The following is a 13,300-nucleotide window of genomic DNA, read 5'->3' as shown; positions in this document are numbered from 1 at the left end:
ATTATCCTTGGATCAGACGGGCAATTTCATCGACACGACGCGCCACCAGTGCTTCATCGCCACGACTCTCGACATTCAGGCGCAGCAACGGTTCGGTGTTCGACCCACGCAGGCTGAAGCGCCAGTCGGCGAACTCGACGCTGATGCCGTCGGTGCGATCAACGCTCGGTTCCTGCGGCAGGTAGAAAGCGAGGATCTTCTCGATGGTGCCTTTCACATCGGCCACTTCGTAGTTGATCTCGCCACTGCACGGGAACGCCGCAATACGCTCGTCCACCAGCTGGGCCAGGCTCTTGCCGGTGACACTCATCAATGCCGCAACCAGCAGCCACGGGATGTTGCCGCTGTCGCAATAGGCGAAATCGCGGAAGTAGTGGTGGGCGCTCATTTCCCCGCCGTACACGGCATCTTCGGCGCGCATGCGCTCCTTGATGAAGGCGTGGCCGGTCTTGCTCTGGATGGCCTGGCCACCGGCAGCGCTGACTTGCTCGATGGTGTTCCAGATCAGGCGCGGGTCGTGGATGATCTTGCTGCCCGGGTGCTTGGCCAGCAGCATCTCCGCCAGCAGGCCGACCACATAGTAGCCCTCGATGAAGCGGCCCTGGTTGTCGAAGAAGAAGCAGCGGTCGAAGTCGCCGTCGAAGGCGATGCCCATGTCGGCGCCGGTTTCGAGCACGGCCTGGCGGGTCAGGTCGCGGTTCTCTGGCAACAGCGGGTTGGGAATACCGTTGGGGAAGTTGCCGTCGGGCTCGCCGTTGATGATGGTGATGTCCAATGGCAGGCGTGCCTTGAGCAGCTCCAGCACTGGACCGACCGCGCCGTTGCCGGGGTCGGCCAGCACTTTCAAGGGCTTGATCGCGGCCAGGTCGATGTAGGTCAGCAGGTGGTCAATGTAGGCGGTCTTGTCGAACGCTTCGCGAATGCTGCCTGGGGTAGCGGCCTGGGTGCCGAGGTCGCCAGCTTCGACGCGTTGACGAATATCGTTGAGGCCGGTGTCACCGCTGATCGGGCGCGACTGCTCGCGCACCAGCTTCATACCGTTATAACCCTTGGGGTTGTGGCTGGCGGTGACCATGATGCCGCCGTCGGCGTGGTAGTGGCTGGTGGCGAAGTAGACTTCTTCGGTACCGCACAGGCCGATGTCGATCACATCGGCGCCGCCTTCGGTCAAGCCTTTCATCAGGGCACGGGACAGGCCTGGGCTTTCCAGGCGCATATCGCGGCCAACCACGTAACTGCGGCCGCCAAGTTGGGCCACCAGAGCACGGCCGATGCGGTAAGCGATGTCGTCGTTGAGGTCGGTCGGCACTTGGCCGCGGATGTCATAGGCTTTGAAGCAGCGGGTCTGGATAGGAGCGTACATACATCTCTCTCGGTGCGGTGACGCCTGCGCGTGCACTGACTGGAAGGGGATGGCCGGCGAATGGATTGCCGAATGAGCATCGGCCCGGCACCTCGGCGAGGTACTCACGGGCCGACTGAAAAGGCCTGGATCAGGCGTCGCAACGACCGTAGTTGTCCTCAAAGCGGACGATGTCGTCTTCGCCGAGGTAGTCGCCGCTCTGCACTTCGATCAGGACCAGGTCTATGACACCTGGATTTTGCAATCGATGCTTGTGGCCGGCACGAATGAAGGTGGACTCGTTGGTGTTGAGCATCAGTTCCTGGTCATCGTTGACCACCACGGCCATGCCGCTCACCACGATCCAGTGCTCGCTGCGGTGATGGTGCATCTGCAGCGACAGCGAGGCCTTGGGCTTGACCACGATGCGCTTGATCTTGAAGCGCTCGCCGTCTTCCAGGGTGGTGTAGGTACCCCACGGGCGGTGCACGGTCTGGTGCAGCATGTGGGCGGCGTGGCCGTCGCTCTTCAGGCGCTTGACGATGTGCTTGACGTCTTGAGCGTGGTCCTTGTGGGCGATCAGCAGTGCGTCCGGGGTATCGACCACCAGCAGGTCCTGCACGCCGACCAGGGCCGCCAGGCGATCCTCGGTGCTGACATAGTTGTTGCTGGCGTCGTAGGCCATCACTTCGCCTTCGAAGCGGTTGCCGTGCTCGTCCGGTGCGGTCAGTTCGCTGACTGCATTCCACGAACCGATGTCGCTCCAGCCGATGTCGCATGGGATGGTCGCGACCTTGCGCGAGCGCTCCATCAGCGCGTAGTCGATGGAGATGTCCGGTACCTTGGCGAAGCTGTCGGCGTCGAGGGCCAGGCAGCTGTAGCCCTTGGAGCTGGAGCGGCGCGAGGTTTCGAGGGTTTGCGCGACGGCTTCGAGCACGTCTGGCGCATGGGCCTTGAATTCTTCGATGACCGCGCCGACCTGGAAGCAGAACATGCCGGCGTTCCAGAAGTAGTTACCGGCAGCCACATAGGACTCGGCAGTCTTCTGGTCGGGTTTTTCAACGAAACGCTCAACTTTCAACCCACCCTCGAGCGCAGCACCGGCGGCGGCCTCGATGTAGCCGAAGCCGGTTTCGGGGTACTGCGGCTTGATGCCGAAGGTTACCAGCCAGCCTTTTTCGGCAAGGTGCACGGCTTTGCCCACAGCTTCGGCAAACGCGGCTTCGTTCTGGATCAGGTGGTCCGCAGCCAGTACCAGCATGTAGGCCTGTGGGCCGTGAGTCTGGTGCAGTTGCAGCGCGGCGGCAGCCACTGCGGCGGCAGTGTTGCGGCCAAACGGCTCGAGGATGTAACCCTGGGCATGGCCTTGGGTATTGATGGAGCGGTATTCGTCTTCGGTCTTGAACAGAAGCTCACGGTTGGTGACGGTCAGCACCTCGACCACACCATCCAGGCGGGCGGCGCGCTGGAACGTCTTCTGGATCAGATTCTGCCCGTCAGGCAGGGTCATGAACGGCTTGGGGTGAGCCTCACGGGAAACTGGCCACAAACGGCTGCCAACGCCACCGGATAGAATTACCGGGATCAATTCCATAATCGAGTCCTTAACGGCCACTTGAAGTAATCAACCTCAGGGAACCTGCATGTGTCTTATCTGACCGCCGCCGCGACGACCGCGACAGCGCTTAAATGTACGCGCCCAGCGTATTTATTCCCTGGCCATCCATAGGCTCAAGACGCAAGCTTCGGCCTGTAGAATACCAGAGATTTTTACCTGTAGCTTGCCTCCCCCAGCGCAAGAAATGCGGCCTGCAGCGGGGACTTAGCGGCAAACCGCCACCACCTGTTAACGCCATGAGACAAACTGTGCGCGCATCAGACAGCATCACTCGTCAACGTTCAGTGAAAGCCAGGCTTATTGCGCAATAAAAATGCCCATCGGTCGGCTCAGTTGCGCAAGACGCTGTTCCAACTGCCGCTTCAGAGCCTGTTTAGCGCGCTGCTCGCCATGCACCAAAACAACCTTACTTGGCGCATACGGTATACCTTCGACAAACTTTACCAACCCATCTTGATCCGCATGCCCTGAATAGCCAGCCAACGTAATCACTTTTGCACGGACCTCATACATCCGCCCATCCAGGTCGATCTGTACGAAGCCTTCCGCACCTTCGCTGGCCTGGATCACCGCACCGGGCGTGCCCTTGGCCTGATAGCCGACGAACATCACTTCATGCCGAGGATCGCCAAGCATGGCCTTGAGGTAATTGACGATGCGCCCACCGGAGCACATGCCATTGCCGGCAATTACAATCGCCGGGCGCCCGGTGCTCTTGAGATAATTGACCACCTGCTGGTGCCTGGCATGGGTATCGATACACACCAGCTGGCCAAAGCCGAGCGGCGCCCTGCCCTCGCCCAACCGTTGGCGGGCCTCGGCATTCCAGTAGGCATGGAGCTCGCCGTATATCTGGGTAATCCGCTGCGCCAACGGAGAGTCGAGGATAATCGGCAATCGGGACCAGTCCAACGCCAGCGGGTCAGCCTCGGCTACCCTACCCTGCTCCGGTGCCAATTGCTTACGGTGCAGAATGTCCTCGATCTCATACAGCAGCTCCTGGGTGCGCCCCAGGCTGAACGCAGGAATGAGGATGGTGCCGCTGTCGGCCAAAGCCCTGTCGATCGCAGCCTCCAGCTGCATCTGTCGGTCAGAACGACCGCTGTGCAGCCGGTCACCGTAAGTGCTCTCGAGCACCAGGGTATCAGCGCGCTCCGGCGACTTCACCGCCTGCAGAAGCGGGTTGCATGGGGCACCCAGGTCTCCAGAGAACACCACCCGAGTACTGGGCTCGCGCCCCGGGTAACGTACATCGCACTCGACATAGGCCGAGCCGAGCAGATGGCCTGCACGCTGCAGACGCACGGAGCAGCTGACTTCCCCGCCTTCGATGACAGGGTGCCATTCACCGAAAGGAACCGCCACGATCAACCGCTGCAACAGCGCCAGGTAGCGGTCGACCTGAACGGGGTCAGCGCTGATGCCCAGCTTGTAGGCATCTTCCAGCACCAGCGGCAGTAGCCTGGCGGACGGCTCACTGCACAGGATAGGGCCGCGAAAACCTGCGGCGAGCAAGGCGGGAATGCGACCGACATGATCAAGATGGACATGGGTAACGACCAGCGCCTTGATGCCGGCGATATCGAAGCCTATGGGCGCAAGCTCAGCACCTGGCGCAGCATCAAGACCTTGCTCAAGACCGCAATCGACCAGCAGGCTGGTGCTCGCGTCGAGGTGCAGCTGGTGGCACGAGCCGGTTACGCCGCGGGTGCCGCCCTGATGGGAAACACTGGGGAATGTCATATGGGTGCACGCTCGCCTGGGCCGAAAATGAAGCGGCTATTACTCCACTTCGACCGAGAGCTGCACAGGTGAGACTTTCCTAAGAAGCCGTAGGAATTTTCGTCAATTGCCGCTGAGGACAGCCTGACGCGCGGATGCGCGAATCTTGCGCTTGCTGCGCTGTACGCCGTAGGCGCCGAGCAGCGGGCCAACCGCCAAGCCGACGACCAAAGCAGCCAGCACAGGTACTGCCACCGGCATCGCCGGGGCCGCCCATCCAAACAGCATAAGCGCCACCGGCTGCTGGTTCTCCAGCACGAAGAACAGCACCACAGCCGCCAACAGCAGCACAAACAACGCCGCCAGGGCGCGCTTGAGGTTACGCATCAGATTTCTCCTTTCTATAACTCAAGGATGCTCGTGCTCTTCTTCATTGACCCGGTCACGCAGCTCTTTACCGGGCTTGAAATGCGGCACGAACTTGCCTTCGAGCTCCACCGACTGGCCCGTCTTAGGGTTGCGGCCAACCCGCGGTGCGCGATAGTGCAAGGAAAAACTGCCAAAACCGCGGATCTCGATGCGATCGCCAGTGGCCAGGCATTGGGACATCTGTTCAAGCATGGTCTTGATGGCCAACTCCACGTCCTTGGACGAGAGCAGCCCCTGATGGGTGACAATACGTTCGATCAGCTCCGACTTCGTCATATTTTTCCCTTCGTTATCAAGCAGCTAGATCATTGCTTAATCAGTTTGTAGCACGCTCGGAGGGATTTGAACAGGGCGGTTCTTGACTTAATAAAAAAATTCAAGATTGAAAAGAAAAGAAATATGTCGCAGCGGGGCTGGGAAGCGCATGGCTTGAGGGGTGTGGTGATTATGAGATCGAGCGCCGCCCGCGCGACGCATCGCGAGCTGCGCTCGCTCCTACGTTTATTTCGGGCCATTAATGCCTATGACAGGCGCGCGCGACCGCTTTGTTGGTACGACACGATATCGTGCCATGCACCAAGGCGTTCGCGCGCAAATCCCACAGGAATAATTGGCCCGAAACAAACGTAGGAGCGAGCGCAGCTCGCGATGCGCCGCGCGGGCGGCGCTCAATCTCTTGGGCGCCACACCTCTCCCGCCATTCACATCCTGAAAAACCTGATTTCCGCTGCAACCAGACACCATGACTACGCTGTGCCAGGAAGCACTCAAGGATGAATGCAATGACCAAACCCCACGGCTGCAGGCTTCGCCATGCCCGATGCTCGGTGCCGGGCAGGCTTTATATGTTGACGACTGTTACCCATCAGCGTCGCTCGTTGTTTCTCGACTTCCGCCATGCACGACCAGTCATCCATAACCTTCGCCTCGCAGAACAGCAGCAATACTGCAACTCGCTGGCCCCATCTCGGAAGCGCAGATGCTCTCACGGCGAAAACCCGCACAACAAACACATTTCCAACACCCATAAAAAAAGGGTGGCCCGAAGGCCACCCCTTTTTACCGATCAAACAGAACTCAGTTCTGTTTGGCCATAGCTTCGCGCAGCAGCGCGGCCATGGTGGTGTCGGCAGCCGCTTCCGGAGCGTTTTTCAGGCTCTGGATGGCTTCACGCTCTTCAGCGTCGTCTTTCGACTTGATCGACAGGCTGATGACGCGCGATTTGCGGTCAACGCTGATGATCTTGGCTTCGATCTCTTCGCCTTCCTTCAGGACGTTACGCGCGTCTTCAACGCGGTCACGGCTGATTTCGGAAGCTTTCAGAGTGGCTTCGATGTCGTCGGCCAGGGTGATGATGGCGCCTTTGGCGTCAACTTCTTTCACGATGCCCTTGACGATAGCGCCCTTGTCGTTGACAGCAACGAAGTTGGAGAACGGATCGTCTTCCAGCTGCTTGATGCCCAGGGAGATGCGCTCGCGCTCTGGATCAACCGACAGGATGACGGTTTCCAGCTCGTCGCCCTTCTTGAAACGACGTACGGCTTCTTCGCCGGTTTCGTTCCAGGAGATGTCGGACAGGTGAACCAGGCCGTCGATGCCGCCGTCCAGACCGATGAAGATACCGAAGTCGGTGATCGACTTGATGGTACCGGTGATCTTGTCACCCTTGTTGAACTGGCCGGAGAAGTCTTCCCATGGGTTGGACTTGCACTGCTTGATGCCCAGGGAGATACGACGACGCTCTTCGTCGATGTCCAGAACCATGACTTCCACTTCGTCGCCAACCTGAACGACTTTCGACGGGTGGATGTTCTTGTTGGTCCAGTCCATTTCGGAAACGTGTACCAGACCTTCAACGCCTTCTTCCAGCTCAGCGAAGCAGCCGTAGTCGGTCAGGTTGGTAACGCGAGCCTGTACACGGGTACCTTCTGGGTAACGTGCAGTGATAGCTACCCACGGATCTTCGCCCATCTGCTTCAGACCCAGGGAAACGCGGTTGCGCTCACGGTCGAACTTCAGAACGCGTACGTCGACTTCGTCGCCAACGTTAACGATTTCCGATGGGTGCTTGATGCGCTTCCAAGCCATGTCGGTGATGTGCAGCAGGCCGTCGATACCGCCCAGGTCCACGAATGCGCCGTAGTCGGTGAGGTTCTTGACGATACCTTTGACTTGCTGGCCTTCCTGCAGGGTTTCCAGCAGGGCTTCGCGCTCGGCGGAGTTCTCGGCTTCCAGCACGCTGCGACGGGAAACGACAACGTTGTTGCGCTTCTGGTCCAGCTTGATGACCTTGAATTCCAGCTCTTTGCCTTCCAGGTGGGTGGTGTCGCGCACTGGGCGGACATCAACCAGGGAGCCCGGCAGGAACGCACGGATGCCGTTAACGTCGACAGTGAAGCCGCCCTTAACCTTACCGTTGATAACGCCCTTGACCACTTCTTCGGCGGCGAAAGCTGCTTCCAGAACAATCCAGCACTCGGCGCGCTTGGCTTTTTCACGGGACAGTTTGGTTTCGCCAAAGCCGTCTTCGACCGCGTCCAGCGCAACGTGAACTTCGTCACCGACCTTGATGGTCAGCTCGCCAGCTTCGTTGTAGAACTGCTCGAGCGGGATGACGCCCTCGGACTTCAGGCCAGCGTGTACGGTAACCCAGTCGCCGTCGATGTCGACAACGATACCGGAAATGATGGCACCCGGCTGAAGATTGAGGGTTTTCAGGCTTTCTTCAAAGAGTTCTGCAAAGCTTTCGCTCATTTTAATTCCTGTAGATTCGGGCGAAACAGACGCCCCTCGCCACATTCCAGACAATGTGGGTTTGTTTTAAGTAAAGGAAAGCCGGCAGGACGTTGACTGGTGCCCCTGCCTGCTCTCCTGGCTATCAGACCAAGTCGCGCTGGGCGAGCTCGCTCCTGATACGTTGCAGCACCTGCTCGATGGACAACTCGGTAGAGTCCAGCTGAATGGCATCGGCCGCTGGTTTAAGCGGGGCCACTGCACGCTGGGTGTCACGTTCATCACGCGCACGAATCTCATCTAGCAGACTCGACAGACTAACATCTTCACCCTTGCCCTTCAACTGCAGGTAGCGGCGACGGGCACGCTCCTCGGCGCTGGCGGTGAGGAAGACCTTCAACGGCGCATCCGGGAACACCACGGTGCCCATGTCGCGGCCGTCGGCAATCAGCCCTGGCGCTTCGCGAAAAGCGCGCTGACGCTGCAGCAGCGCTTCACGCACCGCAGGCAGCGAGGCGACCATCGAGGCGCCGGCGCCGACTGTTTCAGTACGGATGACGTTACTGACGTCTTCGCCTTCGAGGACAATTTGCTGAAGCTTACCCGGCTCGGCGGCGATGAACTGCACATCCAGATGGGCGGCCAGGGCCTTGAGCAGCTCTTCGTTGGTCAGGTCGACGCCGTGATTGCTGGCATTGAACGCCAGCAAGCGGTACAGCGCGCCGGAATCCAGCAGCTTCCAGCCCAGCTCGCGAGCGAGGATACCGGCAACCGTGCCCTTGCCCGAGCCGCTTGGACCGTCGATGGTGATGACCGGTGCTTGCGAGTTCACGACTTGCCCTCTTCGGCGACGCGGATACCCACATCGGCGCACAGCTTGAGGAAGTTCGGGAACGAGGTGGCGACGTTGGCGCAGTCATGGATGCGGATCGGCGCACTGGCACGCAGCGAGGCAACGCTGAAGGCCATGGCGATACGGTGGTCACCGTGACCGTGCACTTCGCCACCGCCGAGCAGGCCGCCATCGATGATGATGCCATCCGGGGTCGGCTCGCATTTGATACCCAAGGTGATCAGGCCGTCGGCCATGACCTGGATGCGGTCGGATTCTTTCACCCGCAGCTCTTCGGCGCCACGCAGCACGGTACGCCCTTCGGCGCAGGCAGCGGCAACGAACAGCACCGGGAATTCGTCGATGGCCAGCGGTACCAGCTCTTCAGGGATATCGATACCCTTGAGCTTGGCACCCCGTACGCGCAGGTCGGCTACAGGCTCGCCGCCGACTTCACGCTGGTTCTCCAGGGTGATGTCGCCGCCCATCAGGCGCAGGATGTCGATCACGCCGGTACGGGTCGGGTTGATGCCGACGTGCTCGAGCACCAACTCGGAACCTTCGGCGATCGATGCAGCGACCAGGAAGAACGCTGCCGAGGAGATGTCTGCCGGCACTTCGATACGGGTGGCGGTGAGCTTGCCGCCGGACTGCAGCGAGGCGACCGGGCCGTTGCTTTCGACCGAGTAGCCGAAGCCGCGCAGCATGCGCTCGGTGTGGTCACGGGTCGGTGCCGGCTCGGTGACGGTAGTCTTGCCTTCGGCATACAGGCCCGCCAGCAGCAGGCACGATTTGACCTGGGCACTGGCCATCGGCAGCGTGTAGGTCAGCCCTTTCAGCTTGCTACCGCCACGAATGGTCAGCGGCGGACGGCCGTCCGGGCCAGTCTCGACCACGGCGCCCATTTCACGCAGCGGGTTGGCCACGCGGTTCATCGGGCGCTTGGACAGCGAGGCGTCACCGGTCATGGTGACATCGAACGGCTGGCCGGCCAGCAGGCCGGAAAGCAGGCGCATCGAGGTGCCGGAGTTACCGACATACAGCGGACCCGGTGGCGGCTTGAGGCCATGCAGGCCGACGCCATGAATGGTCACGCGGCCATGGTTCGGGCCTTCGATGACCACACCCATGTCACGGAATGCCTGCAGGGTCGCCAGGGCGTCCTCGCCTTCGAGGAAACCTTCGACTTCGGTCGTGCCTTCGGCCAGCGAGCCGAGCATGATCGAACGGTGGGAAATCGACTTGTCGCCCGGTACGCGGATTCGCCCGGTCAGGCGGCCACCCGGTTGGGCCAGGAAAATCAGATCGTTGGCGTTCATAGCGTCCACATAGGCCCGGCGGGCCAGGATTTTACTGAAATGCTCGCGGGCAACGCGTGCACGGGTGAAAACACCCAGCAACTGATGCCCGTCCCCAGCATCAACCGCGTCGCGCAAGGCGTCGAGGTCGCTGCGAAATGTATCCAGGGTGCGCAGGACAGCCTCGCGATTGGCGAGGAAGATGTCGTGCCACATGGTCGGGTCGCTACCGGCGATTCGCGTGAAATCGCGGAAACCTCCCGCAGCGTACCGGAAGATATCGAGGTTTTCATTGCGCTTGGCAAGCGAATCGACCAAGCCAAAGGCCAGCAGGTGCGGCAGGTGACTCGTGGCGGCCAGCACTTCGTCGTGGCGCTCCACCGGCATGTGCTCGACATCGGCATCCAGCGCGCGCCACAGGCGATCGACCAAGGCCAGGGCGGCCGGGTCGGTTTCTTCCAGTGGCGTGAGGATGACTTTGTGCCGACGGAACAGAGTGGCGTTGGAGGCCTCCACCCCGCTCTGCTCGGAACCGGCGATCGGGTGACCGGGCACGAAGCGCGGCAGGCGTTCACCAAAGACGGCACGCGCCTCACGCACGACATTGCCCTTGGCACTGCCGACGTCGGTGATGATCGCACTGCCGAGATCAAGCTGGGCCAGGCGAGCCAGGACCTTTTCCATGGCCAGGATCGGCACGGCGAGCTGGATGACGTCGGCGCCGATGCAGGCGGCAGCGAGGTCTTCTTCGCAACGGTCGACCACGCCCAGCTCGACAGCCAGCTTGCGCGACGGCGCATCCAGATCGACGCCGACCACTTCGCGGCACAGGCCGCTTTCACGCAAGCCCTTGGCGAAGGAGCCACCGATCAGGCCGAGGCCGACCACGACCAGGCGATTGATGATTGGCGCGGGTTTGGTTTTTGCTGCATTTACCACTGGTGCGAACCCTGTTCAGAAATCTAGGCAGTCTGTGAGACCGACTGGGGCCGCTTCGCGCCCCTTCGCGGGGCAAGCCCGCTCCTACAGGTACAGCACCCTCCTGTAGGAGCGGGCTTGCCCCGCGAAGGGTGGCGCAGCCGCCCCAACGAGCTCAAATCTTAAAGCACCGCCTTTGGATAGGAGCCCAGCACCTTGAGCGCTACAGCTTCCTGGCTGATCTTCTCCAGCACCGCCTTGATCAGCGGGTCGCGGTGGTGGCCGACGAAGTCGATGAAGAACACGTAGGTCCACTTGCCGCTGCGCGACGGACGGGTTTCGATACGGGTCAGGTCGATGCCGTTCTCGTGGAACGGTACCAGCAGCTCGTGCAGCGCACCGGGCTTGTTGCTCATCGAGACGATGATCGAGGTCTTGTCGTCGCCGGTCGGCGGCACTTCCTGCTGACCGATCATCAGGAAGCGCGTGGAGTTGTCCGGGCGATCTTCGATCTTTTCAGCCAGGCGAGTCAGGCCATACAGGTTGGCCGCCATGTCGCCGGCAATCGCCGCCGAGTTCCACTCGCCCTTGACCCGCTTGGCCGCCTCGGCGTTGCTCGAAACGGCAACCCGCTCGACGTTCGGGTAGTGCGCGTCCAGCCACTTGCGGCACTGGGCCAGCGACTGGGCGTGGGAGTAGATGCGGGTGATGCTGTTGGTCTTGGTGTTCTCGCCCACCAGCAGGTGATGGTGAATGCGCAGCTCGACTTCACCGCAGATCACCATGTCGTGCTCGAGGAAGCTGTCCAGGGTGTGGCTGACCGCACCCTCGGTGGAGTTTTCCACCGGCACCACGCCGAAGTTGACGGCACCGGCCGCCACTTCGCGGAACACTTCGTCGATGGCCGCCATCGGGCGGCTGACCACTGCGTGGCCGAAGTGCTTCATGGCCGCAGCCTGGGTGAAGGTGCCTTCAGGGCCGAGGTAGGCGACCTTGAGCGGCTCTTCCAGGGCCAGGCAGGACGACATGATTTCGCGGAACAAGCGCGCCATCTCTTCGTTGCCCAGCGGGCCCTTGTTGCGCTCCATCACGCGCTTGAGCACGGCGGCTTCCCGTTCGGGGCGGTAGAACACCGGCTTTTCGCCTTCGGCCAGAGAGGCAGTCTTGACCCGCGCCACTTCTTCGGCGCAGCGGGCGCGATCGCTGATCAGCTCGAGGATCTTCTCGTCGAGGCTGTCGATGCGAACGCGCAGGGCTTTGAGTTCCTGTTCGGACATCAGCCGTGCTCCTTCTCGAATTCGGCCATGTAGGCCACCAGGCCTTCTACCGCTTCCAGGCCCAGGGCGTTGTAGATCGAGGCGCGCATGCCACCGACCGAACGGTGGCCCTTGAGGTTGAGCAGGCCACGGGCGTCGGCGCCGGCCAGGAAGGCCTTGTCCAGGCGTTCGTCAGCCAGGCGGAACGGCACGTTCATCCACGAACGGGCGTTGTGGGCGATCGGGTTGGTGTAGAACTCGCTGGCGTCGATGAAACCGTATAGACGGTCCTTCTTGGCGCGGTTGCGCTGCTCCATGGCCTCGACGCCACCCTGCTCCTTGAGCCACTCGAACACCAGGCCCGAGAGGTACCAGGAATAGGTGGCCGGGGTGTTGTACATCGAGCCGTTGTCGGCCGCGACCTTGTAGTCGAGCATGGTCGGGCAGCTGCTGCGGGCGCGGCCGATCAGGTCTTCACGGACGATCACCACCACCAGGCCACTCGGGCCGATGTTCTTCTGCGCGCCGGCGTAGATCATGCCGTACTGCGAGACGTCGATCGGGCGCGAGAGGATGTCGGAGGACATATCGACCACCAGCGGGACGTCGCCGGTTTCTGGAACCCAGTCGAACTGCAGGCCACCGATGGTCTCGTTGGACGCATAGTGGACGTAGGCGGCGTTCTTGGTCAGCTTCCACTCGTTCTGGCCAGGGATAGCCAGGTAATCGTAGGGCTTGGCGCTGGCGGCGACGTTGACAGTGCCGAAGCGGCGCGCTTCCTCGATGGCCTTTTTCGACCAGATGCCGGTTTCGACATAGTCGGCAGTGCCGTTTTCCGGCAGCAGGTTCAGCGGAATTTCGGCGAACTGCTGGCTGGCACCGCCCTGCAGGAACAGGACCTTGTAGTTGGAGGGGACGGACAGCAGGTCACGCAGGTCCTGCTCGGCCTTTTCGGCGATAGCCACGTAATCGTCGCTGCGATGGCTCATCTCCATCACCGACAAGCCCTTGCCGTTCCAGTCCAGCATCTCGGCCTGGGCGCGCTGCAACACAGCGTCAGGAAGCGCGGCAGGGCCTGCGCAGAAGTTAAAGGCTCGTTTGCTCACATCCACTCTCGCTCTGCCAAATAGAACAAAAACTTAATTCGCTTGC

At 61.2% G+C, this 13,300-nt stretch carries 10 protein-coding genes and 1 pseudogene; 1 reads left to right on the top strand and 10 read right to left on the bottom strand.

What is annotated here, in order from left to right; genetic code table 11:
- Position 1: 1 nt before the first annotated feature.
- From C2H86_RS18685 to ihfB, 5 genes are all read right to left on the bottom strand, one after another.
- Positions 2-1,363: a phosphomannomutase gene (locus C2H86_RS18685; protein ID WP_159409294.1), complete on the bottom strand. Its 1,362-nt coding sequence runs from the start codon at positions 1,361-1,363 to the stop codon at positions 2-4.
- 130 nt (positions 1,364-1,493) lie between these two features.
- Positions 1,494-2,936, bottom strand: a complete 1,443-nt coding sequence (locus C2H86_RS18680; protein WP_159409293.1) for a mannose-1-phosphate guanylyltransferase/mannose-6-phosphate isomerase — start codon at positions 2,934-2,936, stop codon at positions 1,494-1,496.
- A gap of 321 nt (positions 2,937-3,257) precedes the next feature.
- A complete protein-coding gene (locus C2H86_RS18675; protein WP_159409292.1) occupies positions 3,258-4,703 on the bottom strand; it encodes an MBL fold metallo-hydrolase RNA specificity domain-containing protein in 1,446 nt (481 codons plus the stop codon).
- Between the two features lie 102 nt (positions 4,704-4,805).
- Positions 4,806-5,069 carry a lipopolysaccharide assembly protein LapA domain-containing protein gene (locus C2H86_RS18670; protein ID WP_159409291.1) on the bottom strand — a complete coding sequence of 88 codons (264 nt, stop codon included), beginning with the start codon at positions 5,067-5,069 and terminating at the stop codon, positions 4,806-4,808.
- 21 nt (positions 5,070-5,090) lie between these two features.
- Entirely contained in the window at positions 5,091-5,387 is a 297-nt protein-coding gene (gene ihfB / locus C2H86_RS18665) for an integration host factor subunit beta (RefSeq protein WP_012313292.1), read from the bottom strand.
- A 506-nt stretch (positions 5,388-5,893) separates the two neighbouring features.
- On the opposite strand from ihfB, the pseudogene C2H86_RS28750 reads away from it, so the two are divergent.
- Positions 5,894-6,073: pseudogene (locus C2H86_RS28750) on the top strand (REP-associated tyrosine transposase); the annotation flags it as partial.
- Between the two features lie 115 nt (positions 6,074-6,188).
- Here the strand turns inward: C2H86_RS28750 and rpsA are convergent.
- From rpsA to serC, 5 genes are all read right to left on the bottom strand, one after another.
- On the bottom strand, positions 6,189-7,865 hold the full coding sequence (gene rpsA, locus C2H86_RS18660; protein WP_027918186.1) for a 30S ribosomal protein S1: 1,677 nt from the start codon (positions 7,863-7,865) through the stop codon (positions 6,189-6,191).
- A gap of 124 nt (positions 7,866-7,989) precedes the next feature.
- On the bottom strand, positions 7,990-8,676 hold the full coding sequence (gene cmk / locus C2H86_RS18655) for a (d)CMP kinase (RefSeq protein WP_159409290.1): 687 nt from the start codon (positions 8,674-8,676) through the stop codon (positions 7,990-7,992).
- A complete protein-coding gene (locus tag C2H86_RS18650) occupies positions 8,673-10,880 on the bottom strand; it encodes a bifunctional prephenate dehydrogenase/3-phosphoshikimate 1-carboxyvinyltransferase (RefSeq protein WP_240349725.1) in 2,208 nt (735 codons plus the stop codon). Before C2H86_RS18650 ends, cmk begins: the two co-directional genes overlap by 4 nt.
- 194 nt (positions 10,881-11,074) lie before the next feature.
- On the bottom strand, positions 11,075-12,169 hold the full coding sequence (gene pheA, locus C2H86_RS18645) for a prephenate dehydratase (RefSeq protein ID WP_085675434.1): 1,095 nt from the start codon (positions 12,167-12,169) through the stop codon (positions 11,075-11,077).
- Entirely contained in the window at positions 12,169-13,254 is a 1,086-nt protein-coding gene (serC, locus tag C2H86_RS18640) for a 3-phosphoserine/phosphohydroxythreonine transaminase (RefSeq protein ID WP_110639602.1), read from the bottom strand. Before serC ends, pheA begins: the two co-directional genes overlap by 1 nt.
- Between the last annotated feature and the right edge of the window lie 46 nt (positions 13,255-13,300).

It is taken from the genome of Pseudomonas putida (assembly GCF_009883635.2).
Taxonomy (GTDB): domain Bacteria; phylum Pseudomonadota; class Gammaproteobacteria; order Pseudomonadales; family Pseudomonadaceae; genus Aquipseudomonas; species Aquipseudomonas putida_W.
This window is presented reverse-complemented; position numbering and strand designations above follow the sequence as displayed.